The sequence below is a fragment of the Planomicrobium sp. CPCC 101110 genome (assembly GCF_007859395.1).
Taxonomy (GTDB): Bacteria; Bacillota; Bacilli; order Bacillales_A; family Planococcaceae; genus Planococcus.
In genome coordinates this window covers 432,176-458,348 of sequence record NZ_VOHD01000003.1, presented here as the reverse complement: position 1 = coordinate 458,348, position 26,173 = coordinate 432,176, and the positions used below count along the sequence as shown (strand labels likewise).

Annotated in this window: 26 protein-coding genes and 1 riboswitch; of the genes, 9 read left to right on the top strand and 17 right to left on the bottom strand. The window is 46.9% G+C overall.

Annotated elements, in window-relative coordinates; all coding sequences use genetic code 11:
• Window positions 1-61 precede the first annotated feature (61 nt).
• The 5 genes from recQ to FQV30_RS02360 form a co-directional block, all read right to left on the bottom strand.
• Entirely contained in the window at window positions 62-1,834 is a 1,773-nt protein-coding gene (gene recQ, locus FQV30_RS02380) for a DNA helicase RecQ (RefSeq protein ID WP_146498543.1), read from the bottom strand.
• 160 nt (window positions 1,835-1,994) lie between these two features.
• On the bottom strand, window positions 1,995-2,477 hold the full coding sequence (locus tag FQV30_RS02375; protein ID WP_146498542.1) for a DUF4334 domain-containing protein: 483 nt from the start codon (window positions 2,475-2,477) through the stop codon (window positions 1,995-1,997).
• A gap of 13 nt (window positions 2,478-2,490) precedes the next feature.
• The gene (locus FQV30_RS02370) at window positions 2,491-3,276 is read right to left on the bottom strand and encodes an SDR family oxidoreductase (protein WP_146498541.1); all 786 of its coding nucleotides are present in this window, start codon (window positions 3,274-3,276) and stop codon (window positions 2,491-2,493) included.
• Between the two features lie 75 nt (window positions 3,277-3,351).
• The gene (locus FQV30_RS02365; protein ID WP_146498540.1) at window positions 3,352-3,867 is read right to left on the bottom strand and encodes a hypothetical protein; all 516 of its coding nucleotides are present in this window, start codon (window positions 3,865-3,867) and stop codon (window positions 3,352-3,354) included.
• 285 nt (window positions 3,868-4,152) lie between these two features.
• Window positions 4,153-4,509, bottom strand: a complete 357-nt coding sequence (locus FQV30_RS02360; protein WP_146498539.1) for a helix-turn-helix domain-containing protein — start codon at window positions 4,507-4,509, stop codon at window positions 4,153-4,155.
• Window positions 4,510-4,913: 404 nt separating this feature from the next.
• Between FQV30_RS02360 and FQV30_RS02355 the strand changes: the two genes are divergently transcribed.
• Window positions 4,914-6,410 carry a peptide MFS transporter gene (locus FQV30_RS02355; protein ID WP_146498538.1) on the top strand — a complete coding sequence of 499 codons (1,497 nt, stop codon included), beginning with the start codon at window positions 4,914-4,916 and terminating at the stop codon, window positions 6,408-6,410.
• A gap of 50 nt (window positions 6,411-6,460) precedes the next feature.
• Here the strand turns inward: FQV30_RS02355 and FQV30_RS02350 are convergent, their stop codons facing one another.
• Window positions 6,461-7,099, bottom strand: a complete 639-nt coding sequence (locus FQV30_RS02350) for a pentapeptide repeat-containing protein (protein ID WP_146498537.1) — start codon at window positions 7,097-7,099, stop codon at window positions 6,461-6,463.
• 1 nt (window position 7,100) lies between these two features.
• A complete protein-coding gene (locus tag FQV30_RS17845) occupies window positions 7,101-7,295 on the bottom strand; it encodes a hypothetical protein (RefSeq protein WP_186725499.1) in 195 nt (64 codons plus the stop codon).
• 79 nt (window positions 7,296-7,374) lie between these two features.
• Here FQV30_RS17845 and FQV30_RS02345 point away from each other — a divergent pair, with 79 nt between their 5' ends.
• The 3 genes from FQV30_RS02345 to FQV30_RS02335 are packed head-to-tail and all read left to right on the top strand — an operon-like array spanning window position 7,375 to window position 9,495.
• Entirely contained in the window at window positions 7,375-8,070 is a 696-nt protein-coding gene (locus tag FQV30_RS02345; protein ID WP_146498536.1) for a DUF1538 domain-containing protein, read from the top strand.
• The gene (locus tag FQV30_RS02340) at window positions 8,067-8,810 is read left to right on the top strand and encodes a DUF1538 domain-containing protein (RefSeq protein ID WP_146498535.1); all 744 of its coding nucleotides are present in this window, start codon (window positions 8,067-8,069) and stop codon (window positions 8,808-8,810) included. Before FQV30_RS02345 ends, FQV30_RS02340 begins: the two co-directional genes overlap by 4 nt.
• On the top strand, window positions 8,794-9,495 hold the full coding sequence (locus FQV30_RS02335) for a P-II family nitrogen regulator (RefSeq protein ID WP_146498534.1): 702 nt from the start codon (window positions 8,794-8,796) through the stop codon (window positions 9,493-9,495). Before FQV30_RS02340 ends, FQV30_RS02335 begins: the two co-directional genes overlap by 17 nt.
• A 96-nt stretch (window positions 9,496-9,591) precedes the next feature.
• On the opposite strand, the gene FQV30_RS02330 is transcribed toward FQV30_RS02335, so the two are convergent.
• A complete protein-coding gene (locus FQV30_RS02330) occupies window positions 9,592-11,205 on the bottom strand; it encodes a catalase (RefSeq protein WP_146498533.1) in 1,614 nt (537 codons plus the stop codon).
• A 200-nt stretch (window positions 11,206-11,405) separates the two neighbouring features.
• Here FQV30_RS02330 and FQV30_RS02325 point away from each other — a divergent pair, with 200 nt between their 5' ends.
• A complete protein-coding gene (locus FQV30_RS02325; RefSeq protein WP_146498532.1) occupies window positions 11,406-13,226 on the top strand; it encodes a M6 family metalloprotease domain-containing protein in 1,821 nt (606 codons plus the stop codon).
• A 62-nt stretch (window positions 13,227-13,288) separates the two neighbouring features.
• Here the strand turns inward: FQV30_RS02325 and FQV30_RS02320 are convergent, their stop codons facing one another.
• Complete coding sequence (locus tag FQV30_RS02320) at window positions 13,289-14,044, bottom strand: exodeoxyribonuclease III (RefSeq protein WP_146498531.1); 756 nt, start codon at window positions 14,042-14,044, stop codon at window positions 13,289-13,291.
• 171 nt (window positions 14,045-14,215) lie between these two features.
• On the opposite strand from FQV30_RS02320, the gene FQV30_RS02315 reads away from it, so the two are divergent.
• On the top strand, window positions 14,216-15,496 hold the full coding sequence (locus FQV30_RS02315) for an MFS transporter (RefSeq protein WP_146498530.1): 1,281 nt from the start codon (window positions 14,216-14,218) through the stop codon (window positions 15,494-15,496).
• A 64-nt stretch (window positions 15,497-15,560) separates the two neighbouring features.
• Here the strand turns inward: FQV30_RS02315 and FQV30_RS02310 are convergent, their stop codons facing one another.
• The 7 genes from FQV30_RS02310 to FQV30_RS02280 all read right to left on the bottom strand — a co-directional run bounded on the left by FQV30_RS02310 (window position 15,561) and on the right by FQV30_RS02280 (window position 21,330).
• Window positions 15,561-16,382 carry a YkuS family protein gene (locus FQV30_RS02310; RefSeq protein WP_146498529.1) on the bottom strand — a complete coding sequence of 274 codons (822 nt, stop codon included), beginning with the start codon at window positions 16,380-16,382 and terminating at the stop codon, window positions 15,561-15,563.
• Window positions 16,383-16,472: 90 nt separating this feature from the next.
• A complete protein-coding gene (thiW, locus tag FQV30_RS02305) occupies window positions 16,473-16,961 on the bottom strand; it encodes an energy coupling factor transporter S component ThiW (protein WP_146498528.1) in 489 nt (162 codons plus the stop codon).
• A complete protein-coding gene (thiE, locus tag FQV30_RS02300) occupies window positions 16,958-17,611 on the bottom strand; it encodes a thiamine phosphate synthase (protein WP_255473284.1) in 654 nt (217 codons plus the stop codon). The genes thiW and thiE overlap by 4 nt, the downstream gene beginning before the upstream one ends.
• Complete coding sequence (gene thiD / locus FQV30_RS02295; protein WP_146498527.1) at window positions 17,595-18,440, bottom strand: bifunctional hydroxymethylpyrimidine kinase/phosphomethylpyrimidine kinase; 846 nt, start codon at window positions 18,438-18,440, stop codon at window positions 17,595-17,597. Before thiD ends, thiE begins: the two co-directional genes overlap by 17 nt.
• Window positions 18,437-19,222 (bottom strand): hydroxyethylthiazole kinase, encoded by a 786-nt coding sequence (gene thiM, locus FQV30_RS02290; protein ID WP_146498526.1) that lies wholly within the window; start codon window positions 19,220-19,222, stop codon window positions 18,437-18,439. Before thiM ends, thiD begins: the two co-directional genes overlap by 4 nt.
• Before the next feature lies 1 nt (window position 19,223).
• The gene (tenA, locus tag FQV30_RS02285; protein WP_146498525.1) at window positions 19,224-19,907 is read right to left on the bottom strand and encodes a thiaminase II; all 684 of its coding nucleotides are present in this window, start codon (window positions 19,905-19,907) and stop codon (window positions 19,224-19,226) included.
• 155 nt (window positions 19,908-20,062) lie between these two features.
• A riboswitch (TPP riboswitch) is annotated at window positions 20,063-20,166 on the bottom strand.
• 33 nt (window positions 20,167-20,199) lie between these two features.
• Entirely contained in the window at window positions 20,200-21,330 is a 1,131-nt protein-coding gene (locus FQV30_RS02280) for an ABC transporter ATP-binding protein (protein ID WP_146498524.1), read from the bottom strand.
• Between the two features lie 285 nt (window positions 21,331-21,615).
• Between FQV30_RS02280 and FQV30_RS02275 the strand changes: the two genes are divergently transcribed.
• From FQV30_RS02275 to FQV30_RS02265, 3 genes are read left to right on the top strand one after another with little or no spacing between them, the layout of a single operon-like run.
• On the top strand, window positions 21,616-22,941 hold the full coding sequence (locus tag FQV30_RS02275; protein WP_146498523.1) for an ABC transporter substrate-binding protein: 1,326 nt from the start codon (window positions 21,616-21,618) through the stop codon (window positions 22,939-22,941).
• 16 nt (window positions 22,942-22,957) lie between these two features.
• On the top strand, window positions 22,958-23,869 hold the full coding sequence (locus tag FQV30_RS02270) for a carbohydrate ABC transporter permease (RefSeq protein WP_255473283.1): 912 nt from the start codon (window positions 22,958-22,960) through the stop codon (window positions 23,867-23,869).
• Entirely contained in the window at window positions 23,870-24,796 is a 927-nt protein-coding gene (locus FQV30_RS02265; protein ID WP_146498522.1) for a carbohydrate ABC transporter permease, read from the top strand. It abuts the gene before it with no gap.
• A 216-nt stretch (window positions 24,797-25,012) separates the two neighbouring features.
• Here the strand turns inward: FQV30_RS02265 and rlmN are convergent, their stop codons facing one another.
• On the bottom strand, window positions 25,013-26,080 hold the full coding sequence (rlmN, locus tag FQV30_RS02260) for a dual-specificity RNA methyltransferase RlmN (RefSeq protein ID WP_146498521.1): 1,068 nt from the start codon (window positions 26,078-26,080) through the stop codon (window positions 25,013-25,015).
• Window positions 26,081-26,173: the final 93 nt, after the last annotated feature.

The window sequence follows — 26,173 nt, the reverse complement described above, 5'->3', positions numbered from 1 at the left end:
TTTTTCTTTATTGAACAAAGAAAAACCCTTATTTGAAAATAAGGGTTTTCATGCATAATTATTAAGTTTCAACTTGATCATATGAACGGATCGCCTGCAAAAAAGCTTCTCCGTATTTCTCCAATTTGTTGGCGCCTACCCCGTTGACCTCCAAAAAGCTATCTGGAGTTTTAGGCCTGCGGGAACACATATCCTGCAAAGTCTTATCGGAAAAAATAACAAACGGCGGAACACCTGCCTCGTCCGCCAACCCTTTCCGCACCTTCCGCAATTCTTCGAACAAAGGATCGTTTTCCGAAAGCTGCTTTGTGGCTACTGCGCCTTTTCGCATTACTTTACGTTTTCCAAGCAGCACATCGCGACCGCCGTCCGGAACATAAATCGTCGGATATGCTCCTTGTTCGACCGCTAGCAGCTCTTGCGAAATCATGAATTCCATCAAATTAGAAACTTCTTTTGTGCTTTGGTGCTTCAAGATGCCGTATGTCGACAGTTTATCAAAGCCGAACTCAATAACCTTTTTGTTGCGAGAACCGGTTAGTACTTGAGCCGTCAGCATCTTCCCGAATTTCTGCCCCATTCGGACCACGCACGACAGTACCATTTGCACATCTTTTGTCACGTCCAGGCTTTCGCGCTCATCCAGGCAGTTGCCGCATCGCCCGCACGGTTCCGCACTCAAATCCCCGAAATAATGAATAATGAATTGTTGAAGGCAGTTTTCGGTATGGCAATAATCGACCATCCCTTGGAGTTTCATCAATTCGCCGGGAATGCGGCTTGGATCTTGTGCTTGGTCGATCAAAAAACGCTGTGTTTGAACATCCTGCGAAGCATAAAGCACAACGCATTCGCTTGGCAGCCCATCCCGTCCAGCACGGCCTGCTTCCTGATAATAGCTTTCCATGTTCTTAGGCAATTGATAATGGATAACATAACGGATGTTCGATTTATCGATTCCCATGCCAAAAGCATTGGTTGCGACCATGACAGTCACTTCATCATTCAAAAACCGTTCCTGTCCGTTCTTCCGTTCTTCATCCGGCATGCCCGCATGGTATTTCGCCGCTTTGATGCCTTTTCTCACAAGCATCTCATATACAGAATCAACGGTCTTCCGAGTCGCCGCATAAATGATGCCTGCTTCTTTTTTATTTTTTTCTACATAATCCTTTACAAAACGCTCCCGGTCTTGTCCGCGAATCACTGAAAATGTGAGATTCGCCCGTTCAAATCCGGTCATGACCGTATGGGCTTCATCGATCTCCAAGATACGGCAGATATCCTGCCGAACTTGCGGTGTAGCCGTCGCTGTCAGCGCAAGTACAGTCGGATGGTTTGGAAAAATATCCATCATCCGGCTGATCAGACGGTAGCTGGGCCGAAAATCATGCCCCCATTGCGAAATACAGTGCGCTTCGTCCACCGCAATTAACGGCACATGCACACCTTGCAACTCATCCAGGAAAATCTGTGAATCGAGCCGTTCCGGCGCAATATAGAGCAGCTTCACAGCCCCTTGCTGCACATTATGCAAGGTTTCCCGGACTTCTTCAAAATCGAGAGAACTGTTGATATAAGCGGCCGGGATTCCAGCCGCTGTCAATGCATCCACTTGGTCCTTCATCAGGGAAATCAATGGGGAAATGACAATGGTCGTTCCATCCATTACAAGAGCCGGAATCTGGTAGCACATCGACTTTCCGCCGCCAGTCGGCATGACGCAAATGGAATTATGCCCTTCAAAAACTTGTGAAATCGCCTGTTCCTGGCCAGTCCGGAATGCTTCATAGCCGAAATACGACTGCAGTAATTTTTTTGCTTCTTCCAACAAAATTAAACACTCCCAAAACTTCTATCGTACTGACAAGCTTACCATATTTCCGCCCTTTTTTTCTTTCTCCGGGACCACCCAAAATGAATTCAGGACTTTTGAACTTTCTTCACGCTTCACCAACAAACAAAAAAACTGCCCACTTTCAATGGGCAGTTTTCTATTCCACTTTTTCCAATAGGAAGAAATACGGCTGTTTGTCCGCTTTCCAATCCATCATGCAAAAAAGCAATCCGTCATGCACTTTTCGAAAATGATCGTGGACCGGCAAATTGTCGTAAATCATCGTTGCGGTCATTTCCCCGCGGAATTTCATCATCCGCATACGGGCTTTTCCGCCAACAGCCTTCACAAGTTTCCGGTTATCCATGAAAGGAACCGGATCCACTGCAAATACGTCCCCTTTTCTTCCTTCAAACAACAAAGGATCCACATTCTCTGCATCATGAAAGGCTTTGCCATACCAATTCAACTTTTTCAAAACCCCGTCGAGCGGATGGCCCGTATGAAATTCCCGCCCTTTCCAAGTTCCGAGCAACATGTCCAGGTCAGCCGCTTCACAGGAGTCGAATAGTTGGCATGCCGTATGCACATCCGCTTTTCCCTGCCTAAGGATCAGCCGGATTTCCGTGTCGTGGTACATCTAAACCACTCCTTCAAATTTCCATATCCCATCGTTTTGCTTCTTCTTCCTTCATTTGCTGCTCCGTTTCCGGCGGAAAAGCAGTCCGGAATTTATGTGAATCCAGCGGGATAATCTCCACCATTTTCGCTATCATATCAGCAGGGTCGAATTGCTGCTCCAACGCTTTGTCGGCTTCGGCCATATCCTCTTTTTTCGTAAAATGGAATTTTTCGTCGTACCATTTCCATTTTGCTTCGGCACTCCGGTCATTGAAGCCGGTAGCAAATGCGCCAGGATTGATGGTGGCTACTTGAACGCCAAATTCGGCAAGCTCTTTTTGCATTGTTGCTGCAATCGCTTCAATGGCATGCTTGGTAGCTGTATAGGGCCCAACATAGGGGGTCGCCATGATGCCAGCCATCGAAGACATGAAAATGATTTTCCCTCTGCCCTTATCCACAAACTTCCGCGCAGCAATTTGTGCAGTTTCCAATGCAGCGAAAACATTCACTTCGAATAGTTTGCGGAAGTTTGCCATCGGGACTTCTCCCAGTGCTCCGCCTTCGTTGAGCGCCGCGTTTGCAACAAAAACATCAAAGTCATATTCCATCATTTGCAAAAGATCCTGCGGATTTGTTATATCCATTTTGAATACTTCAAGTTCCACTCCCGCCTCTTTTGCCTCTTCTCTCAAAGCTGTGACTTGGGGTGCAATTTCCACCGGCGCAATCACCCTGTGCCCTTGTTTAGCCAAGCCGATTGCCGCCCCTTTGCCAAGGCCGCTGCCAGCTCCGGTAATAAAAATCGTTTTGCTCATCCAATCTGCCTCCTGTGAATATGATTTCTTCTATTCCTTCCCTTCCCTCTGGCAGATGAGATAAACAAAGCCTTTTTAACTGCGCCACCAATTTTCAGCTTCAAACTCTTCTATATACTTTGCATACTTTTTCAAGGAGTCTTTTATGGTTTTCTCGTTTTTCGCAAGCATCCGCTCTCTTGCCTTTTTTCGTTTGAACCTTAAACCGTACGCTTTTTGCGCAGCATCGTACGCTTCTTTCAGTTCTGTAAATTCAACTGCTATGTCTCCATCTTGGTCAGCCAGTAAAGATGCCAGCAATCCGATCTTCCAATAGAGTTCTTCGGTTGTATACCGGTCCTGGTCGCGATGCAGAAGCCCAGCGACAATGCTGCTCGGCAATTCCTGGTCAACCCCTTTCGCCAAATCCGTAAGCAGTTCAATCATCACCCGCCGGTTGCTGGCCAGTGACAGCACGTAAAAAACATGGGGAATATCTTCGACCGGCGATGCAGTTATAAACTTGTCAATTTCCCTTATGAGTTCAGCAGGTTCGATATGCCCAATCAACATGCCCAGCCGATAAGTTTCATATAATACATATCTATCCATAAAATCACCCGCTTTTAATGAAGAAATAAAAAAGCAAGGCTAAAACCGCCTGCTTCGGATTTCCGGCTTTTCTTGACCATGGGAAGCAAAAAACATTTACCAGTCACGCAGCTGCAACCATTCTCCTTGACACTCCTGCAAGGAATCCCATCGGTAATCTTTCTACTTCTTCTTTATCCGCTTCCTAATATCCTGCCTGAAAACGGCAAGCTTGAAAATACAATAAAAAAACACCTGCCTCTATCAACAGAGGCAGGTGTTTTTCCCTATAAACAACAATATGGATTAGACTGGATTCGATCCATAGCTTCCCATGCGCCGCTTTACTTGGATGTAAGAAGCAGCTTCTGCAATTTCAGCTTGATCCAGCGGTTTGTCATCTAATAAGAAGGTATATTCATTTAATATAGAAGAATTTTGTATATTTACATTGAACGTGCGTTCAACGCGACCTAACATTCCATCAACCGAGACGTTAAAATAGTCAGCTAAAATAGCAAGATGGCTGACGGACACTTGTTTTTTGCCGCTCTCATATGCCCAAACAGTACTTTTAGCAAATCCTAATGCTTCGGCTAAAGCTTCGACCGACATTCCCCGTTGTTCTCTAAGTTCTTTGATTTTCGCAGCTAATAATTCCATTCCGCTTCCCGCTTTCTCTATATAAAATTCTAACTATTTAAAATATACTGCATTCACTCGGTAAATACAATATATTTATATAGCACTTTTTAAAAAATGTGAATTTTTAGTAAAGATGTACTAAGAAATGTAAATTTTTTCATTGCTATTATTCAAATACTAAAACTTTGTGCTCTATAACAGTTATATTTGAAATGACAACTGCCAGCATAGGTTTTTAGTACCAATAATTGTCAGTATACGTTTTATTTTTATTTTCTTAAAAAAACTTCAGAATATTAGTTTTTATAAATGATTTCAAATAAATTGAATGATCACCGTCTATTATCCTAGTTTTTATTTTTATTTTGATTTTTATTGCTAAAAAAAGTATTATAGTAACATATCTTAAAGGAGGTCGTTAGATGTCTGACCATTATAGGAAGCAAGATATTGTGAATAGCGTGCCGCAAAAAGGGTTTTTTGGGCATCCTAAAGGGCTATTCACTTTATTCTTCACGGAATTTTGGGAGCGCTTTTCATACTATGGCATGAGAGCGATTCTTGTATATTATATGTATTACGAACTTTCCCAGGGGGGGCTTGGATTAGATCAGACGCTGGCCTTATCGATCATGTCCATTTACGGTTCCCTGGTCTATATGTCCGGAATCATCGGAGGCTGGCTAGCGGACAGGGTATTCGGCACTTCGAAAGCTGTGTTCTACGGCGGGATTTTAATCATGCTAGGCCATATCGCACTGGCGATTCCAGGCAGCCTGTCGATGTTCTTTGTCTCGATGGTGCTGATTGTCCTCGGTACAGGGCTGCTTAAACCGAACGTATCAAGTATCGTTGGAGAAATCTATGCCGAGAAAGATGAACGGCGCGACGCCGGTTTCAGCATCTTCTATATGGGGATCAACCTCGGTGCCTTTCTGTCTCCCTTGATTGTCGGCAAAGTCGGAATGGATATCGACTTCCACCTTGGCTTCGCAATTGCTGCAGTCGGAATGTTCCTGGGTCTTATTTTGTTTGTCGCAACGAAGAAAAAAAATCTTGGATTGGCTGGAACTGTAATTGCCAGCCCATTATCTGCCACTGAAAAGAAAAACTTCATCAAAATTTTTATCGGCAGCGCCGTTGCGCTTGCAGCCATTGTTTACTTAGGCTTAGAATTCGGTTTCTTGACGTTTGACAGCTTTATCGCCACAGTCGGGATTCTAGGAATTTTAATTCCTACGATGTATTTCATTGTCATGTACCGAAGCAAAAAGACCAATGAAGTTGAACGTTCCCGTATCCTGGCGTATATCCCGTTATTCATCGCATCCGTAATGTTCTGGGCTATCCAGGAACAAGGTTCGACGATCCTTGCCGCTTACGCGGATACACGGACGGATTTGACTTTCGCAGGCATTGAAATTTCGCCGGCCTGGTTCCAATCGTTGAATCCGTTGTTTATCATCACTCTGGCTCCAGTGTTTGCTTGGTTATGGGTAAGACTTGGCAGCCGCCAACCTTCTATTCCGCAAAAATTTTCACTTGGTTTGCTGTTTGCCGGCTTGTCATTTCTGGTCATCTTGCTTCCGGCTTACTTTGGCGGTTCGGAGGCATTGGTGAACCCTATGTGGCTAGTGCTTAGTTACTTGATTGTTGTCCTTGGCGAATTGTGCTTGTCTCCTGTCGGTTTGTCTGCAACGACAAAATTGGCGCCTGCAGCATTCTCTGCGCAAGCGATGAGTTTATGGTTCCTGTCCAATGCAGCAGCCCAAGCTCTGAATGCACAGCTCGTGAAATTCTACACACCTGAAAATGAAATGATGTATTTTGGATTGATCGGCGGAGCTTCTATCGTGCTTAGTATAATTTTGTACTTTGCTTCTCCTGCAATCCAACGCTTTATGAAAGGTGTGCGTTAAAAACCGAAAAAGCCCGCTAGCGTTTCATCGCTAGCGGGCTTTTTCGGTTTTCAATCTGCAATGACAAGTCCAAGCTGCCGGGCAAATGCAAGGGCCTGTTCGGAAGACACACGGCAGCCAGCTAGTTTTTCTACAGTCACTTGGATGTTTTCAAAGCGGTTCGTGCTCAAGTCGACGCCTTTTAATCCCGTTTCAATAAAATTGATATTGTTCATGCCGCACGAAAGGAATTCGGTGCTTTTCAGTTCAGCTTCGTAAAAATCCGCATAATGCATTTCCGAACTTTCAAATTGAGTGGTATTGCACAGTGAAAACCCGAAAGTTGCATAATTGAGCACACAATCTATGAACAAAGTATGCCGGACCCCCGCTTCTGCGAAATTCGTCCCCAGCAATTTGGAATTTCGGAATTCCGTCCGATGAAAGACGCTTCGGCTGAAATCCGCGTTGGAAAGATCGCAATTGATGAACACTGCGTCGACAAATTCACTGCGCGGCCATGCTGCTTCCAGAAAATTGACGTTCTCAAATACTACTTTATCAAAATGCAATGCCTCATCTGTCTGGTACTCGATGGTTTCTTGAGCGATTTTGCAATTGCTTATATACTGGTCGTCCATCGCTTGTTGAAAAGGTAAAGTTTCCAAATCCGCAGGGATGATCGGTATGGATCGTTTGATTTTTTTCATTTTATACATCCTCCTGGCAAGACAAAACTGGCTGCATCATTAACGAAGCCAGTTTTGTTCCTTCTCCTGATCCACCACTGCCGCACGCATCGGCTTTTGCGCCCGCCAATGGAAGGAGCGCTCCATTTACTTGGTCCAATATGTTATTATACATCAATTCAAAAAGGGCATAGCTAAAACCGGTGCCGGCTTTCAAACCGCCGGCCCTCAGATTGATAAGTTTATGACAAAAATAGTAAGGGAATAAGATCAAAAAGCGGCAAAGGAGACTTATGATGGAAAACATCAAAGAAACCTTTAAAGAAGTTGCTTCCGCCATTTTGCCTGTAACTATTGTCGTCATCATTTTGCAAGTGACACTCATTCAGCTGCCTTTGGAAGCTTTGCTTCAATTTCTGATAGGAGCCGCATTTGTCAGCATCGGTTTTTTCCTTTTTCTTCTTGGTGTTACCGCCGGCTTGCTTCCAGTCGGCGAATTGATCGGCAAACAGCTGCCAAAAACCAGAAAAACTTGGCTCATTATCGGAACCGGCTTTCTGCTCGGCTTAGCGGTGACAATCGCTGAACCGGACGTACGCGTGCTGGCCAAGCAAATCGACCAGGTCTCGGCAGGCGGCATCGGTTCAAATCTGTTGATCTTTTCCGTTGCGCTTGGGCTGGCCATCTTTGTCGCTCTCGCCATGGTGCGGACAATCTACAGTATCCCGCTTCATTACATGCTGATTGGCGGCTATGTTTCAGTTTTTGCTCTTTCGATATTTGTGCCGGAAGAATTTGTCTCGATTTCGTTTGATTCTGGGGGGGTTACAACCGGTCCCATGGCAGTTCCTTTCATTTTGGCTCTTGGAGTTGGTGTGGCTTCCGTCCTCCGTTCAAGTTCTTCCTCTGACAGTGAAGGCTTTGGATTGATCGGGCTCGCTTCCATCGGGCCTATTTTGGCTGTCATGATTTTGGGGGTGCTGTTCAGGTGACTTTTCATATTTTCGAAGGATTTGCTGATGTGCTCCTTGAAGTAGGCTGGGCCCTTATTCCCTTAATCCTGTTTTTTGCTCTCTTTCAAATCTTCTTATTGAAACTTCCGCTGCAGCGCGTTCTTCAGGTTGCTTTAGGCTTTGCCCTCACTTTTTTAGGTCTTGCATTCTTTCTTCAAGGGGTCCATATCGGTTTTTTCCCGATAGCCGAGATGATGGGCAAAGCGCTGGGCAGCAAGACCTATTCCTGGATATTGGTCCCTGTCGGCTTTGTGCTCGGCTTTGCAGCAACATTTGCGGAACCAGCTGTCAGCATCATGAACGCTGAAGTCGACCGTGTAACCGAAGGCTATATTTCCGAAAAACTGATGCTCTATACATTATCAATAGGAGTCGGCATTTCCATCGCCCTATCAATGGCCCGAATTCTTGTGGGCATTCCCCTTTGGTATTTTCTCATTCCCGGCTATTTGCTCACTTTGATCCTGGTCTTTTTTTCAAAACAAGTCTTTATCGCCATCGCCTTCGATTCCGGCGGCGTAGCCACTGGGCCAATGACCGTAACATTCATCTTGTCAATGGCTGTTGGAGCAGCTTCTGTCACCGATGGCCGCAATCCGCTTATGGACGGCTTTGGCCTGGTCGCATTAGTGGCTATGATGCCTATACTGGCAGTGCTTGTTCTTGGCTTGATTTTCACAAGAAAAGGTGGGGCTCGAAACGATGAACCTGAATCATAAGCTGATGATTGCAATCGTCAAACGAGGCTATTCGCGCGACGTGATTGCTGAAGCGAAAAAAGCAGGCGCGGATGGAGCGACCATTTTGTACGGGGAAGGGATCGGGCGCAATGAGAAACCGACATTCTTCGGTTTGCCTGCAACCCATGAAAAAGATGTGCTTTTCTTAGCTATTGACGGCAAAATTGAAGCTGCCGTAACAGAAGCAGTCAGCCGAGCCGGAAAACTCGGCATACCGGGACACGGACTTGGGTTCACCGTGCATTTGAACAAATTGCTCGGCGTTCCGCATTTGTCAGATCGGGTCAGCGAAGCCAGACAACAGAAAGGTGATTTGTCCATGGAGAACGCAGGCGATCAGTTTCATCTTGTGGTGACAATTGTCAACAGCGGCGATTCGGGAAAAGTAGTGAAGGCAGCAGCCGATGCCGGCGCGGAAGGCGGAACCATTTTATCGGGCCGCGGCACCGGCGTGAATGAACAGCAAAAATTCCTGAACTTCACCATCGAACCGGAGAAAGACATCGTCCTTACAGTCATTCCCCAAAGCTATACAGAAGCGGTTGTCAAAAGCATTGAAAATGCCATCGACCTAGACGCCCCCGGAAAAGGAATCGCTTTTTTGATTGATGTTGAAAAAGTTTTCGGCGTTAATCATTCCTCTCTCCTTAAGGGCAGTGAATAAAAAAGGGCCCTAAGAATGCTCCAAAAAGGCAGGGCAAACTTCTGGACGATAAAAAATACCGGCAAGCTTTTCAGCTTGCCGGTATTTTGGATTTTATCAGTATGGTCCAGCTTCGTGCCCTTTTTGAGCTGCGCCTTGCGCCACTTTATTGGCGGCAGGCTTGCCGTAAATTTTAGGTTCGCTGCCTTTCATTTCTTCCATCGCTTTGATCTTCTGTTCCATGTTTTCACGGACACGGCGGCCATAATCTTCATCCGCCTGCGTGAAGTGATGGATCATTTCTTCCTGGATTCTTGGATCACATACAGACAGCGCGTCACCTAGATTGTTGATCAACTCTTCGCGCTCCCAATCTTCAAAGCTGCGGTAAGTTTCTCCAGCCTGGCCGTAGTTGTTGGTGCGGTCAATCGGCTGGCTAACCACTTTGGCATTGTATGCCGGTTCGTGAGGCGGTGCAACCCGTTCAGCTTCCTTCACGCCCCCAAGAACAGATGGCTCATAATTGATATGCGGGTTCGGCACATGTTCTGCCGGGCGGTCCATTTGTCCGCCATATTGGTTTGTCGCTACACGTTTTTTCGGTGCATTGACCGGCAGCTGCAAGTAGTTGGCACCGACACGGTAGCGCTGCGTATCGGAATACGAGAACGTACGCCCTTGCAGCATCTTGTCATCCGAGAAGTCAAGCCCGTCTACAAGCACCCCGGTACCGAACGCCGCTTGCTCGATCTCGGCATGGTAGTTTTCAGGGTTGCGATTCAATACCATTTTCCCGACAGGAAGGAATGGGAACTTGTCCTGCGGCCATAGTTTTGTATCGTCCAATGGGTCAAAATCCAGTTCTGCATGCTCATCGTCGCTCATAATTTGAACGAACAATTCCCATTCCGGATAATCTCCGCGTTCGATGGCTTCGAATAAATCCTGTGTAGCATGCCCAGTATTTTCCGCTTGGATTTCATTGGCTTCTGCCTGCGTCAAATTGCGGATGCCCTGTTTCGGCTCCCAATGGTATTTAACAAGGACTGCTTCGCCTTTATCGTTTACCCATTTATACGTGTTTACGCCAGATCCTTGCATATGCCGGTAAGTCGCGGGAATACCCCATGGCGAGAACAGGAACGTGATCATATGCGTCGCTTCCGGTGTGCGTGCAACAAAGTCGAACATACGCTCAGGGTTAGGCACGTTTGACACTGGGTCATTTTTGAATGCATGGATCATATCCGGGAATTTCATCGCATCACGGATAAAGAAAATTTTAAGGTTGTTTCCGACAAGGTCCCAGTTGCCGTCTTCCGTGTACATCTTGACCGCAAATCCTCGCGGGTCACGGGCGGTTTCTGAGGAATGCCTGGATCCTGCTACTGTAGAAAAGCGGACCAATAGCGGCGTCTGCTTCCCTGCACCGGAAAATACTTTTGCACGCGTATATTTTTCAACCGGCTCATCGCCGACTTTACCGTACGTTTCAAAATATCCGAATGCACCAGCGCCGCGCGCATGGACAATTCGCTCCGGAATTTCTTCCCGGTCAAAATGCGAGATTTTTTCAATAAAGTGATAGTTTTCAAGAGTGGCAGGGCCGCGGTTACCGACGGTCCGTATATTCTGATTGTCTCTTACAGGATGTCCTTGTCGGGTCGTCAGCGTTTGCTCATCTTCGCCTGATCCCATTTTCAAGTTCTTTTCTTCCTTGTTTTCACTCATACGAATCCTCCTCTATATTTTGCTATCATTTCATTTTTCCCGATGCGCCTTTTCTTAAACATCATATTAAGGGAAGTTCAAGCCCGTAAGTATTTAGACACCCTAAACAATTTCTAAAAAGAATAAAAATACCTATTCAAAATATACTGAATTATTTATATTATTTTACAAAACATTAATATTTAAGGAGAGTGACACTTTTGTTAAAAGTCTTATCCACATCATTTTTAACCCTGGCGGTTGCAGGAGCTGCAATTTTTTCAGGAACTGGCGCTCCGGCCGCTCCGGCGGAACAGCCCAATAAGTATAATTTAAGCCCGGCGGAACATGTGGGGGCTGCGCCTGAACTGGCAGATAAAGCAAAAAAATTGGGGATTGACATTTCAAAAGCTGATCCTGTCGAAAAATCGGCCGCAAACGGCACGAAATTCCAAGCCCCCGGCGATAAGCGCGCAGCTTACCAGGCCGCCCAAGGCGATGTCCCGGTCTTGGTAATTTTAGCTAAATACAAAGAAGGCGACGAACCGATCGGCGATATGCCCGGCCAAGTTCCCGCCCACTATTATGAAGATTTGATCTTTGGAAGTGAATACAATCCGTACGAGCTTCCCCAGTTCGAGAAATACGCAGAATTCAACGGGGTAAAAGCTCCGACAGACAGTACAATGCAGAATGTCTACAAAGAGTCGAGCAACGGAAGAATCAACTTGGTACGTAAAGAAAACACGGATTTCTTATGGGTTGAACTGCCAAAAGGCGCTTCTTACTATTTGGACCAGGAAGGCACCTATGCTGAAAACGGCACTTATGTTCTTGGAAACGCCAACGGCGACGCCCATACCGGTGAATTTGTACGCGATCTTTTGAAAGCGGCCGACGATCAAGTCGATTTCTCCCAATATGCGGTAGATGGCGAAGTGCCAAACATCTTCGTCGTACATGAAGGAACCGGAGCCGAATTCAGCAGCGACCCTGCCCAATTCTGGTCGCACAAATGGAGCCTGCTTAGTGCGTTGTACTACGGGAAATATTATGAAACCGGCAAACCGGCAGACCAATATGAGGGCATGAGCCAAAGTGAGTGGATCGCCAAAACAGAAAAAGAAGACATGACATATGATGGTGTAGTGGTGAATAATTATAATATCCAGCCTGGCATCGGCGGCAACGTGGCCGGATACGATGCGGCAACCGGCACTTATTCGGATACGGCAAAAACCGGTCCATATCCGGCACAGCCAGGGGTTTACGCCCACGAATTCGGCCATGCGCTCGGATTGCCTGATTTCTATGATACGGCCTACACTTCGGAAGGCGTCGGCAACTATTCCATGATGGCCGGCGGTTCATGGATGCGCTACCCTAACAATAGCGCCTACTCAGGAAACGCACCGACCCATTTTGATCCGTTCTCGAAAATTTTCTTGGGTTGGGTCGACCCGGTTGAAGTAAAACCTGAAAGCGGCGTACAGGAAATCACATTGCCAGCTATCAATAAAGCGAAAGCTGATAACGGTATTGTAAAAATGGAAGTTCCGGGATCAAACGGCACTGAATACTTCTTGTTTGAAAACGTCCAACAGGACGGCTTCAACAAAGGCTTGAACCGCCAAGGCACTGAGGCCCACGGCTTGCTGGCCTGGCATGTGGATGAAAATGTCATCGGTTTGTACCAGACAGCCGGATTCCGCCCGAACAACGTGGAAAACTGGATGAACAAACGCTACCAGTACAATCAATCCGCTACGGCTTCCGATGGAACAAAAGTAACTCATTACGGTTTGTCCCTTCTTCAAGCAGACGGCAAATACGACCTTGAGAAAAACGCTAACCGCGGAGACGCTGGCGATTTCTTCAAGACAGGGAGCAAAATCACACCACAAAGCAGCAATGTCCACACCGGCTCTTATTATTTCTGGAAAGGCAATAGCGCCACACCTGCTGATTCGGGAATCAATGTAACCGACGTTGTGGAAAATGAAGATGGTTCCATCACAGCTAAATTCTTCTATAACAAATAAAAAAACAAACCCCGCCCCGGCTTCTCAAAAAGAAGCCGGGGCGGGGTTTTAAGTCCGCTTGGTCAAGCAGTTATCTCCAATTCAACCGGACAATGATCGGAACCGAGTATTTCCGTATGGATTTTAGCTCCTGCCAGCTTCGGTGCGAGCCTGGTTGAGGCGATAAAGTAGTCAATGCGCCACCCGATGTTTTTTTCCCGGCAGTCAGAGCGGTAGGACCACCAGGAATACTTCCCAGGCGTGTCGGGATAAAAATGGCGGAACGTGTCGATGAATCCGCTCGCTAAAAAGCCGGAAAGCTTTCCGCGTTCTTCTGGAGTGAATCCGGAATTTTTCATATTCGCCTTCGGGTTTTTCAAGTCGATCTCTTCATGCGCCACATTCAAATCACCGCATAAAACAACCGGCTTTTGACGGTCCAGCTTTCTCACATATTCGAGTATCGCATCTTCCCATTGCAATCGGTAATCGAGCCGGAGCAACCCGTGCTGCGAGTTGGGGGTATATACTGTCACAACAAAATAATCGTCGAATTCAAGCGTGATGATGCGCCCTTCTGTATCATGCTCCGCTATACCCATTCCGTACTGTACGCTTATCGGCTCTTTTTTCGTAAAAATGGCCGTGCCGGAATAGCCTTTTTTAAGGGCATAGTTCCAATATTCATAGTATCCCGGCAGTTCCATCTCAATCTGCCCTTCCTGCAGCTTGATTTCCTGCAGGCAGAATATATCGGCATCGACTTTTTCGAAAAAGTCCATAAAGCCTTTTTTCATCACAGCCCGAAGTCCGTTTACATTCCATGAAATCAATTTCAAAAGTACCCCTTCTTTCTGCTTCCTTTTCCAGTTTACTCGAGGAAAGCGCACTGCTCAAATCGATTGGCTCCTTTCTTCGAAGGTAAAATTTCAGTAATTTTTTAGAATGTTCACCCAACAGTTCCTTCTTCTTGTACAATAGACCTATCTAGAGCTAAGGAGATTGAACTCATGAAAAATTTCACAAAAGAAGAGAAAAGCTGGGCACTTTATGATTGGGGAAGTTCTGCTTATTCCATTATCATTACAACGGCCGTTTTTCCGCTATTTTACAAATCCGCTGCTACAGAAGCCGGGGTCAGCCTTTCGGATTCAACCGCTTATCTGGGTTATACAATTGCCATTTTCACATTTATATTGGCTTTGCTTGGACCAATCTTAGGGACAATCGCTGACTATCAAGGGCTGAAAAAGAAATTTTTCGCCGCTTTTTTCTTTATCGGCACCGCCGCTACAGTAATGCTCGCTTTTGTGCCAAGCGGCAATTGGCTGATGCTTCTAGTCTGCTATACTTTTGCGGCGCTCGGCGCAACAGGTGCCAATGTTTTTTATGACGCCTTCATTGTTGATGTGACAACGGAAAAGCGCATGAATATCGTTTCCTCTTTCGGCTATGGGCTGGGCTATATCGGATCGACAATCCCTTTTATCATATCCATTGCCATTATCGTGCTTTCCCAGCAAGAAATTTTGCCGGTCTCAACAATCAACGCCAGCCGGATCGCATTCGGCATTACTGCCGTCTGGTGGATTTCGTTCTCCATCCCGATGTTTCGCCATGTCCAGCAGCGCTACTTTATTGAAAAGGAACCGAACCCCATCAGCCAAAGCTTCAAGCGCCTCAGCAAAACCGTCCGGGAAATCCGTCAATATCGTGCATTGTTTTTGTTTTTAATCGCCTACTTCTTTTATATTGACGGGGTGGGGACCATTATTTCCATGTCTACGGCCTACGGAACCGACCTTGGGCTGAGTTCGGTCAGCTTATTGATCGTCCTGTTCGCCACGCAAGTGGTCGCTGCTCCGTTCGCAATCCTGTACGGCCGGCTGTCAGAACGCTTTACCGGAAAGAAGATGCTGTATGTCGGCATTTGCATTTACATCGTTGTATGCATTTATGCTTTCTTCCTGGAAACAATCGTGGACTTCTGGATTTTGGCAATGCTTGTAGCAACGAGCCAAGGCGGCATCCAAGCACTGAGCCGTTCCTATTTCGGCAAGCTCGTGCCAAAAGAAAATTCCAACGAATTTTTTGGATTCTACAATATTTTCGGCAAGTTTGCAGCCATCCTCGGCCCGCTTCTCGTGGGCGTCACTTCCCAAATCACAGGAAATTCCAGCATGGGCGTTTTCAGCCTGGTAATCCTGTTCATCATCGGGATTGTCATTCTGTCCCGCGTACCAGAGCCTGTTGCCCATGATGCTGTTGATGACATTGCCGAAAGTAGCTGACCATAAAAAAAGGTGGCCCGAAAGCCTGCTGATACGCAGGTTTTCGGGCCACCTTTCAGTTATTTCACTTATCTTTTGATTGGATTATGACGCCGCCTGTCTCGTTGTTTTCAACAGAAGCATCTCCCAGTTCAACCACTTCTATCTTGCCTTTTTCTTGTTTCGCTTCTTTTTCAGCTTTTTTAATTTCTTTTTCGGCTTTTTTCTCAGCTTTTTCATGCTCTTTTTGGGCTTTTTCCTCTTGTTTAATTTCATTCTTAATTGCTTTTTGCTGTTTAGCCAGCTCTTTTTCTTCTTTTTTCTCTTGGCGTTTGGCCTTTAAGTTGTCCACTGGGCCTTTTGCTTTTTCTAGGACACCAGAGGATTTTTCTTTCGCCTGGCCAACGACGCCTTTCACTTTTTCAGCGACGCCGCCTCCGCTGGATGCATCTTGGTCTTGATCTTTATCTTTTGAAGTCAGGCCACTCGCTTTGCTTTTCACTTGCTCTAGTGTGCCTGTTGCTTTTTCCATTACGGTTCCCTGCAGTTCCTTGCCGCTTTTCGGGGTCAACAACAACCCAGCCGCTGCACCGATTACAGCGCCAGTAGCTGCGCCTTTAAGGAATGGGCTCAGGCCGCCTTTTTCCACGTCAGCAGGTGCAGCAATCTTCCCTGAACGTATAAGGCGTTCTTCTACTTCCTCGACGATATCGTAAAGTGTCCGGCCTTTTGCTTCAACCAAAGGAACATTCATATGAAAATCCGCCAAGTCCTCCTTGTCGCGGACCACCACGCAGTCGTAGCTTACCGAATCTGTTTTCTCCTTGAGCATGTCTACTTTATACCCTTTCTTTTCAAGCGCGTCTTTTACTGAAGTAAACGGTTGTTCAACTGCAATTTTAACCATTCCATGTCAACTCCCTTTCGAAAAGTGTTTGTTCCTTAGTTTCCCCTCAATGCCGATAGGATAAACACTTGTCTCGGGAATGTAATAAATTTAGTTAAACAGCCGTTTTTCACTATTTCTCGTCAATCTTGATACTAGAATGACGCCGAGAACCGCGCCGCTTGCGCTTGATATCAAAAAAGGCGGAAAGAAGAAAAATGCGCCGAGTTCTGTGCCCATTAAAACCTTCGCATAAGGCACGGCTACTAAAGACGCAAGAATTCCCGTCCCGGCCACTTCACCTATTGCAGCCAACCAAACTTTTCCGTACTTTGCATACATTATTCCGGCAAGCAGGGCACCGATCATGCCTCCCGGAAAAGCGAGCAATGAACCGGTGCCTATGAAAACTCTCACCGCTCCCGTCAAAAATGCGATCAAAAGAGCTGGGCCCGGACCTAAAAGAACGGCCGAAATGACATTGACAGCATGTTGGATGGGGTAAGCGCGGGCAATGCCCGCTGGAAATGAGACAAAGGTCGAGCCTGCTACAGCAATCGCCACAAACATCGCTATCAGCACTAATTTTCGGGTTTTCATCTGACGGCCCCTTTTTTATAGGATTTTTTGAAAAGCCCGACTTGAAGCGCCACATCTTCCGCTTGGGCTATAGCGGATATCACCGCCACTCCTTCCGCACCCGCAGCCCATACATGCCCAGCGTTATCAGGAGTGATTCCCCCGATGCCAACAATCGGCAATTGGGGATATATGGATTTCACTGAAAGAATGCCCGCTACACCAGCAGGGCTTTTCGCATCGCTTTTCGAGCAGGTCGGAAAAACGGGGCCCATTCCCACATAATCTGCTCCCGCCACAACGGCCGCCGACGCTTCCTCCACTGAATGGACGGAAACACCAAGAATTTTTCCTGGCCCTATTTGTTTGCGCACAGCGGCGGCATCTTCATCTTCCTGTCCAATGTGGACACCGTCCGCGTCAATTTCGCATGCCAATGCAACATTATCATTGATGATAAACGGCACATCGTGTATCCTGCACAGCCTTTGGCAATCTTGGGCAAATTTCTTTAACGCACTCCCACCCAAAGCCCCCATGCCTTTTTCCCGCAATTGAAAAAAACTGATTCCCGCTGACAGGGCTTCTTCAAGCACAGTCAGCGGATCTCGTTCCCCTACATTTCCGGTTCCCATAATAAAGTAGACTGACGGTTCACCCCAGTATTTCAACGCCGTTCCCCCTGTTCCCTTGCTGCAATCCGGCCTTATAAGCCGCATGGTTGGTCGGGCCATGGCCAGCTCCGATATGCAAGCTGTCGGTGAGCGCCGCCTGAATGAATTGCTTTGCTACATGTATCGCTTCTTTTGCCGTTTTCCCTTTCGCCAATTCCGCTGCCACAGCAGCGGCAAACGTACAGCCGGTCCCGTGTGTTTGGGTTGTCTCAATACGGACAGTGCGGAAGATAAAAGATTCGCCTGTGCTGTGCAAGTAAAAGTCTTCCGCTACGTGAGGATCTGCACCATGCCCTCCTTTGATAACGGCCGATTCCGCCCCGAATGACAGAATTTTTTCAGCGGCTTTTCTTCGCGACACCTCGTCAGTAATCGCCATCCCACAGAGAGCTTCAGCTTCCGGAATGTTCGGCGTTACGATAGTTGCCAATGGCAAAAGATGCTCCTTTACCGCTTCAACAGCTTCCTGCTGAAGCAAAGCGGCTCCTCCTTTTGCAATCATGACCGGATCGACGACGACTTTGGCCCAGCCAAATTGTTTTATATTCCTTACTGTCTCTTCGATAATTTCCGCGCTGAACAGCATTCCCGTCTTGAGTGCCGCCACCTGGAAGTCGCGGCCTATCGCCTGCAGCTGGCTGCGCACCGCTTCACGGGTCATCGGGTAAATCGCATCAACTCCGAGCGTATTCTGCGCCGTCACTGCTGTTATGGCTGAAGTGGAATAAACACCGAGTTCCTGAAAGGTTTTAATATCCGCTTGAATGCCAGCGCCGCCTCCAGAATCAGATCCTGCAATGGTCAGTACTTGTGGAATCGCACTCATACCTTTTCTTCCTTCCCTTTTATAATTTCTTCGATTTCGTTTTGCTGGAGTGAACTCAATTCATCCAAAAAAGCCAGTTGAAAAGTTCCCGGCAATTTTGCGTAAGCGGCCGCTCTTTCTCCGGCGATGGCATAAAATTGCATGGCCGCCGCCGTGGCCATGAAAGCATCTTTTGGATTTACCGCCAAAAATGCGGCCACCGCAGCACTCAGCAAACAGCCAGTGCCGGTAATCGATGCCATGATGGCGTCACCAAACGGAATTTCCACAAATTGCTCCCCGTCCGTTACAATGTCCACTTCCCCGGTAACAGCGACAATTATCCCTAGCTTTACAGCCAGCTGACGGGCAAGTTCACCAACATCCGCCCGCCCTTCTCCCGCATCCACACCCTTGGCCTGCCAATCCGCTCCGGCAATGGCAGCAAGTTCGCCGGCATTGCAGCGAAGAACGGTGATTTTCAATTCACTGAGGATTTTCGTGACTGCGTCAGCTCTGTACGGAGTCGCGCCAGCACCCACCGGATCCAGAACGACGGGAATGTTTTTTTCGTTGGCGGCTTTTCCAGCGATCAGCATACTCTGCAAAGAAACAGCATTCAAGGTGCCGATATTCAGCGACAGCGCTCCGGCCAAGGAAGCCAGTTCCGCGGCTTCTTCCGGCGCCTCCCCCATGATCGGCGACGCCCCGATTGCCAGCAGGCCATTCGCTTGAAAATTCGAGACGACATGATTGGTAATAGAATGGACAATCGGTTTTTGGTTTTTCAGTTCGACCAGCATTTCAAACACCCGCCTTATTGAAAGTTTCAATGAACCATGTTTCTTTTTTCCAAGCCTGTTCCCAGAAGTTCCATTCGTAATAGCTGCTCCGCCGGAAATGGCCTTTCAGTTCTTGGCGCCTCGCTTCCTGCAGCCCTTCTGCCAGCTTGTCCATGCGCTCGATCTGTTCGGCGACAAGTTCCCCGAACCACTCCGAACCGTATGTCTCGATCCAGCGATTGTAAATCGGGTGGTCAGGCTTTGCGTTTTTCAAGTTTTCACCAATTTCATAATACAGCCAGTAGCAGGGCAGAATCGCAGCCAATACGTCAGCCAGATCGCCTTCTGCGGAACGATACATATGGGATACATATGCATATGCGCTTGGAGACGGTTCAAATGCAGCCCAGTCCTCTTTTGTAACATCCAGCAATTCCATAAACGACTCGTGCAGCGCCATTTCGGCGGCACATGTCTGTTCCGCGTGATGGGCAAAACGTTTTGTCGTTTCCATGTCACCCGCTTTGACAGCGCCGATCGCCTGCACTTTTGCAAAATGGGATAAATAGTACGCGTCTTGCATCACATAAAAACGGAACCGGTCAAGCGCCAATGTGCCATCGGCAATTCCTTTTACGAACGGGTGATCAAAACTTGCTTGCCATAATCCATTGCATTCTTCACGCACTTCTTTGCAAAATGACATTTCTCCATCTCCTTTTTGGTCGATTTTTCGGTTTGAATGTTCAGCTCCTTGAAAAGAGTTCTGGAGCTGAGCGGCGCCTCCCGCTTTTTCAGCAAATAAAAACGCCGCTTTCCAGTAAAGGAAAGCGGCGTGTATGCACTTAGAAAAGAGAAATCAGCATGCGTCCGCCACTTCCCTCCGCTGGTATGATCCAGATCAGGTTCAAAGGGTCCAGGCTTATGCCCGTCTCAGCCGATATCCGGCTCCCCTAGTGGTGTTCAGTATTTAGTTTTCGTAGCCACTATATCATAGTTCAGTAAACTTCCACAACTGAATGGGGAATCGGCTCCTTGATGCGGTCTCCATTTTTCGGATCAAAGAAATGGGCATGGGACATGTCGAAGGCAAGCCGTACTGTATCGCCCGGACTGATTTTCGAATCTGCTTCAACACGCGCAACAAATTCCTGGTCTGCATAAAGAGCATATAAGATAGTTTCAGCGCCAGTAAGTTCAGATACAGTAATTGTCGCATCAAATTCGCTTGTCGGAAGCCCTGAGAGATCTTCACTGTTTACGTGGATATGTTCCGGCCTGATTCCCAACGTGACTGGCGCACCGTCAAAACCTTGCCCTTTCAGCCATTCAAGCTGGTCCGCCGGGATATCCAGCGTCCGGCCGCCCATAGTGAACGTTCCGTTCTTCAGTACACCTTCGAAGAAATTCATGGCGGGCGATCCGATAAAGCTGCCGACAAACCGATTGGCCGGGAAATCATAGACTTCCTTAGGCGTCCCGACCTGCTGGATGAGGCCGTCTTTCATGACGACAATGCGGCTGGCCATGGTCATGGCTTCTGTTTGGTCGTGCGTGACATAAATAGTCGTCGTCTGGAGGCGCTGATGCAGCTTGGCGATTTCCGCCCGCATCTGCACCCGCAACTTGGCATCCAAGTTCGATAACGGTTCATCCATTAAAAAGACCTGTGCATCCCGGACAATAGCGCGTCCAAGAGCCACCCGCTGGCGCTGGCCGCCTGATAAAACTTTCGGCTTTTTGTCCAAATATGGCTGCAGACCAAGAATATCCGCCGCGGCTTCAACTTTTTTCTTGATTTCCTGTTTTTTCACTTTGCGCAGCTTCAAACCAAACGCAATATTCTCAAAAACGGACATATGGGGATAGAGAGCATAATTCTGGAACACCATGGCAATATCGCGCTCTTTCGGCTGGACTTCGTTCATCAGTTTGCCGTTTATGTAAAATTCGCCGTCCGTGATTTCTTCAAGTCCTGCAATCATGCGGAGCGTTGTCGATTTCCCGCATCCAGAAGGGCCGACAAAGACGATAAATTCCCCGTCTTTAATATGAAGATTAAAATCTTTTACTGCAATAGCCCCGTTGTCATAAGTTTTTTTCAGGTTTTCAATTTTAATCTCTGCCAATTTGCTTCCCCCATTCTTTTTGTTTAATTATAGATAGTTTTCTGTAAATTACAAATATGACCGTGGAAAAGAAGATGAAGTTAAGCTATACTTCTCCTAAAGAAGTAGAAGCTGGAATTTTCCATCCACCTTCTCTAAATTTATAGAGGAGAAAAGGTTTAAAGTCCAGCAATTTGGGCTAATTACTTCGAGGGTCAAAGATTTTACGCAAATAACTTCGACTGTCGAAGTAATAACCTGATTTACTTTCTAAAACTACCGCAACTACAGGAGGAGTGAAGAAAAATGAACAAAACACGCAGTTTTATCCTCGTACTGGCAGCCCTGGTATTATTTTTAAGCGGCTGCGCCGGCTTCCAGACAAGCAGCAATAACGAAGAAGCAAACAAAGAGGAAAACCCAGAAGGCAAAACCGTCATCGATTTTTGGACATTCTGGGGATCTGAAATCCGCCGTCCGATCATCGAGAAAATCATAGCAGATTTTAACGAATCACAAGACGAAATTGAAGTAAAACACACATATCTGCCATTTGGCGATGTTTGGACGAAAGAACTTGCGGCAATCGCTGCCGGCGATCCGCCTGATGTTGTGATCAACGATATCAACGCGACAGCTCTTCGCGGACAGAAAGAACAAGCGATGAACTTGTCTCAGTTCCTGGAGCAGGACGACATTTCCAATCGCTTCTACCCTGAACTATGGGATGCGACTCTTTACGAAGGCGAATCTTACGGAATTCCTTTCAATACCGATACACGCGTTCTTTTTTACAACAAAGACGCCTTTGAAGAAGCGGGCCTGGATCCTGAGAATCCGCCGACCACTTGGGCTGAACTGGAAGAATATGCAGCCAAGCTGGATAAGAAATCCGACAATGGCTATGACCGCATCGGGTTCTACCCGCTATGGGGAGTCGGCTATGATGTCTGGCTGTTGAACGCAAACGGCCAGAACTATTTTGACGAACAAAACAATTTCCAAATTGATACGGCAAAAAATGAAGATGTGTTGAATTGGCTGAAGTCTTTCAAAGACCATTACGGTGAAGATGTGATCAACTCCTATCAAGCTCAGATCGACAGCCAGCAAGGCCATCCATTCTTTAGCGGAGACTTGGCGATGATTGTTCAGCAGCCTACTTTCTACACACAGATCCGCGACTATGCGCAAGATTTGAACTTCGGCGTGGTGGAACTTCCTGAATACGAAGAAGGCAACGGCCATACAAGCTGGGGCGGCGGTTTCGTGGCAGAAATTCCAGCGGGCGCCAAAAACCCTGAAGCATCTTGGGAATTCATCAAATACTTGACGGACGTTGAAGCACAGACATACTGGGCTGTCCAAAACTTTGATAATGTAGCGAACATTGAAGCGGCTGAGACAGCTGCCGAATCAACAGAATTCACGGAAGACGGCACGATGGTTTACCAGAAAGCCGTTGAAAACATGGAGCATACGCTATTGACGCCGGTTCCGGTAATCGCACCTGATTTCAGCAGTTTGATCAACCCGAACATGGACGAATTCTTCCTCGGTTCTATGACAGCAAAAGAGGCATTAGAGAAATCACAGAAAGATGTCGAGAGCTTGATCGAGAAAAACCAGTAAGCGAGGGGGAGCCATTTTGGGGAAAAAAAGACTGACCATGCGGCGCAAGGAAAGCATCTATGGCTATATTTTCGTATTGCCATGGATTATCGGATTTCTCGCTTTCACCGCGGGACCTTTGGTATTTTCCTTTGCGGCGAGTTTCACCAACTATAACATTACATCACAGATGGACTTTGTCGGCGGAGATAACTATCAAGGGCTCTTCACGGAAGACAGCCTTTTTTGGACCTCGCTCTGGAACACCTTGTATTTCGTGGCATTTTCAGTTCCGCTGACAACAATCGGAGCCATTTTCCTGTCCGCTCTGCTAAATCAGGACATTCCAGGGATCCGCTTTTTCCGGACTTTGTACTATCTGCCCGCAGTCTTGTCCGGTGTCGGCGTATACATGCTTTGGATGCAGCTTCTCGACCCAGGTACCGGGATGGTCAACCTGGTATTGAGCTGGTTCGGCATCGATGGCCCCAACTGGTTGTTCGATCCCGACTGGACAAAACCATCGTTGATTTTCATGAAGCTTTGGAGCGTGGGCGGTTCGATGCTTTTGTATTTGGCGAGTATGCAAGGCGTTTCGAAGAATCTTTATGAAGCAGCGGAAATTGATGGTGCAAATACATGGAGAAAGTTCTTCCATATTACAATCCCGATGATAACACCCGTCATTTTCTTTGACGTGGTGACAAGCCTCATCGGCGGTTTCCAGATTTTCCAGGAAGCATATGTCATGTCCAACAACGGTGAAGGCGGCCCCGCAAATTCTTTGCTGTTCTACAATCTGTATATGTGGAAACAGGCCTTTACAAACTTCAATATGGGCTATGCCATGGCAATGTCGTGGATCTTGTTCGTCATTGTGTTCTTCCTGACAGTCATCAATCTGAAACTCGCTCCTCGCTGGGTTCATTACGAAGGGGAGGAGAAATAAATGGATAAAACCACTGAAGAGACTGACTATCTGGACAGCGCCGATAAACTGAAAAGCATCGGCAAGACCAATGAAAATCCGAGTTTCCTGGAGCATCGCGGGAACCGGAAAAACTTTCTGACAGTCATCAATTTTTTCCTGCTCGCAATAGGCGGTTTGCTCATCCTTTCTCCCTTATGGTGGATGGTTTCCACCTCGCTTAAAACAATGGCAGAAGTAATGTCGTTCCCGCCATCGTTTTGGCCGGAAAATTGGCTGTTCAGCAACTACTTGCGGACATGGGAAGCAGCCCCTTTCACACGTTATACGATCAACACATTGACCATCACGATTCTTGTCGTAATCGGCAATGTATTGTCAAATTCGTTTATCGCTTACGGCTTTGCCAAGATTCCGTTCAAAGGAAAAAACATATTGTTCGCGATTGTGTTGGCAACCATGATGATTCCGGGATTTGTAACACTTATTCCGCAATACGTCCTTTTCGCCAAATTGAACTGGATCAACACTTACTATCCATTGTTTGTGCCCGCCTTTTTCGGCAGCGCCTTCAACATCTTCCTGCTTCGCCAGTTTTATATGACAATTCCAACAGAATTGATCGAAGCGGCGAAAATGGAAGGCGCCAACCATTTCTACATTTGGTGGAAAATCGGCCTGCCGTTGACCAAGCCGGCAATTGCGACGGTTGCTATCTTCTCGTTCAACGGCGCATGGAACGATTTTCTTGGGCCTCTTCTGTACTTGAACGACGAAAATTTGTATACGCTGCAGATCGGTTTGCAGGTATTCAAAGGCCAGTTGAGCACTCAATGGAATTATCTGATGGCCGGCTCACTCATTGTGCTGCTGCCAGTCATCCTGCTGTTCTTCGTTTTCCAAAAATATTTCATCCAGGGCATCAACCTGCAGTCCGGAGGAAAATAAAAAACAAAAGCCCATGTGCGGATTTCAGCACATGGGCTTTTGTTTTTGTTTAGCTTTTAAGGCGTAATTTCTATAGGTGACCGGTTCGTTTTCGTCTTGTTGTTCTTTAGCTATGGAGCCCAGCAGCGGAGACTCCAGCGGGATAGCCATGCAACAGCTGGATAGATTCCTTCAACATAAAAAAGCGTCCTGCAGGCAGGACGCTTTTTTACGTGCTTACACGGTTGTTTTTTCTTTTTTAATCTGCTTGCTGCGCAATTGGCCGCAAGCTGCATCGATATCGGCACCTTGCTCGACACGGACGCCACAATTGATGCCTTTCTTTTTCAAAGCGTCGAAGAAAGCGCTGATCGCTTCCGGCGTGCTTTGCTGATACTGGTCATGCTCACTGACGGAGTTGTACGGAATCAGGTTGACGTAAGACAAATGGCGTTTGTTCTCGAGCAGTTTCGCCAGCTGGTTCGCTTCTTCAACATGGTCATTGACATCGCGCAATAAAATATACTCGAACGTGATGCGGCGGTTGGATTTTTCCAGGTAATAATCGATGGCCGCCATCAATTTCTCGATAGGATACGCTTTGTTGATCTTCATGATGCGTGAACGCAGCTCGTTAGTCGGTGCATGGATGGAAATCGCCAAATTCACCTGCAGGCCTTCGTCCGCATAATCGTAGATTTTCGGTACAATACCGCTCGTTGAAACCGTGATATGGCGGGCTCCTATGGCCAAACCTTTTTGCGAATTGACAACATTCAGGAAGCCCATCAAATTCGTGTAGTTATCAAACGGTTCGCCGATTCCCATAACAACGATATGGCTGACCCGCTCGTCTTTTTTCTGTGCATCAAAGTGAGCCTGCACCTGCATGATCTGCTCAACAATTTCACCTGCGGTCAAGTCTCGGCTCTTCTTCAACAGGCCGCTGGCACAGAAACTGCAGCCGATGTTACAGCCGACTTGCGTTGTTACACAAACCGAGTTGCCGTATTTGAATCGCATCAAAACGGTTTCGATCAAGTTGCCATCCTGCAGACGGAAAAGGAACTTGATGGTTCCGTCCGAAGATTCCTGTTTGACCGCTTCCTCAAGTGTACGAATTGCGAAGTTTTCTTCCAGCAGTTGAACAACCTCTTTGCTCAAGTTGTTCATCTGGGAGAATTCAGTCACGCGCTTAATATATAACCAGTCCCAAACTTGTTCGGCACGGAATTTCTTTTGCCCATTTTCCAAAAACCAATCTTTTAGTTGATCTATCGTCAATCCATAGATGGAATTTTTCATTGTTTAATACCCTCTTTTCGAATTTCACAATTGCTTATTATAATACTAAAAATAGCCTTTGACAACAACTATTTTTGTTTATACAGAAAACTC

Bases quoted from the DNA above. Each gene is read 5' to 3' on its own strand.
- FQV30_RS02375 (WP_146498542.1), bottom strand. From the start codon at position 2,477: ATGTACCACGACACGGAAATCCGGCTGATCCTTAGGCAGGGAAAAGCG.
- FQV30_RS02370 (WP_146498541.1), bottom strand. From the start codon at position 3,276: ATGAGCAAAACGATTTTTATTACCGGAGCTGGCAGCGGCCTTGGCAAA.
- FQV30_RS02365 (WP_146498540.1), bottom strand. From the start codon at position 3,867: ATGGATAGATATGTATTATATGAAACTTATCGGCTGGGCATGTTGATT.
- FQV30_RS02360 (WP_146498539.1), bottom strand. From the start codon at position 4,509: ATGGAATTATTAGCTGCGAAAATCAAAGAACTTAGAGAACAACGGGGA.
- FQV30_RS02355 (WP_146498538.1), top strand. From the start codon at position 4,914: ATGTCTGACCATTATAGGAAGCAAGATATTGTGAATAGCGTGCCGCAA.
- FQV30_RS02350 (WP_146498537.1), bottom strand. From the start codon at position 7,099: ATGAAAAAAATCAAACGATCCATACCGATCATCCCTGCGGATTTGGAA.
- FQV30_RS02345 (WP_146498536.1), top strand. From the start codon at position 7,375: ATGGAAAACATCAAAGAAACCTTTAAAGAAGTTGCTTCCGCCATTTTG.
- FQV30_RS02335 (WP_146498534.1), top strand. From the start codon at position 8,794: ATGAACCTGAATCATAAGCTGATGATTGCAATCGTCAAACGAGGCTAT.
- FQV30_RS02330 (WP_146498533.1), bottom strand. From the start codon at position 11,205: ATGAGTGAAAACAAGGAAGAAAAGAACTTGAAAATGGGATCAGGCGAA.
- FQV30_RS02315 (WP_146498530.1), top strand. From the start codon at position 14,216: ATGAAAAATTTCACAAAAGAAGAGAAAAGCTGGGCACTTTATGATTGG.
- FQV30_RS02310 (WP_146498529.1), bottom strand. From the start codon at position 16,382: ATGGTTAAAATTGCAGTTGAACAACCGTTTACTTCAGTAAAAGACGCG.
- thiW (WP_146498528.1), bottom strand. From the start codon at position 16,961: ATGAAAACCCGAAAATTAGTGCTGATAGCGATGTTTGTGGCGATTGCT.
- thiD (WP_146498527.1), bottom strand. From the start codon at position 18,440: ATGAGTGCGATTCCACAAGTACTGACCATTGCAGGATCTGATTCTGGA.
- thiM (WP_146498526.1), bottom strand. From the start codon at position 19,222: ATGCTGGTCGAACTGAAAAACCAAAAACCGATTGTCCATTCTATTACC.
- tenA (WP_146498525.1), bottom strand. From the start codon at position 19,907: ATGTCATTTTGCAAAGAAGTGCGTGAAGAATGCAATGGATTATGGCAA.
- FQV30_RS02275 (WP_146498523.1), top strand. From the start codon at position 21,616: ATGAACAAAACACGCAGTTTTATCCTCGTACTGGCAGCCCTGGTATTA.
- FQV30_RS02265 (WP_146498522.1), top strand. From the start codon at position 23,870: ATGGATAAAACCACTGAAGAGACTGACTATCTGGACAGCGCCGATAAA.
- rlmN (WP_146498521.1), bottom strand. From the start codon at position 26,080: ATGAAAAATTCCATCTATGGATTGACGATAGATCAACTAAAAGATTGG.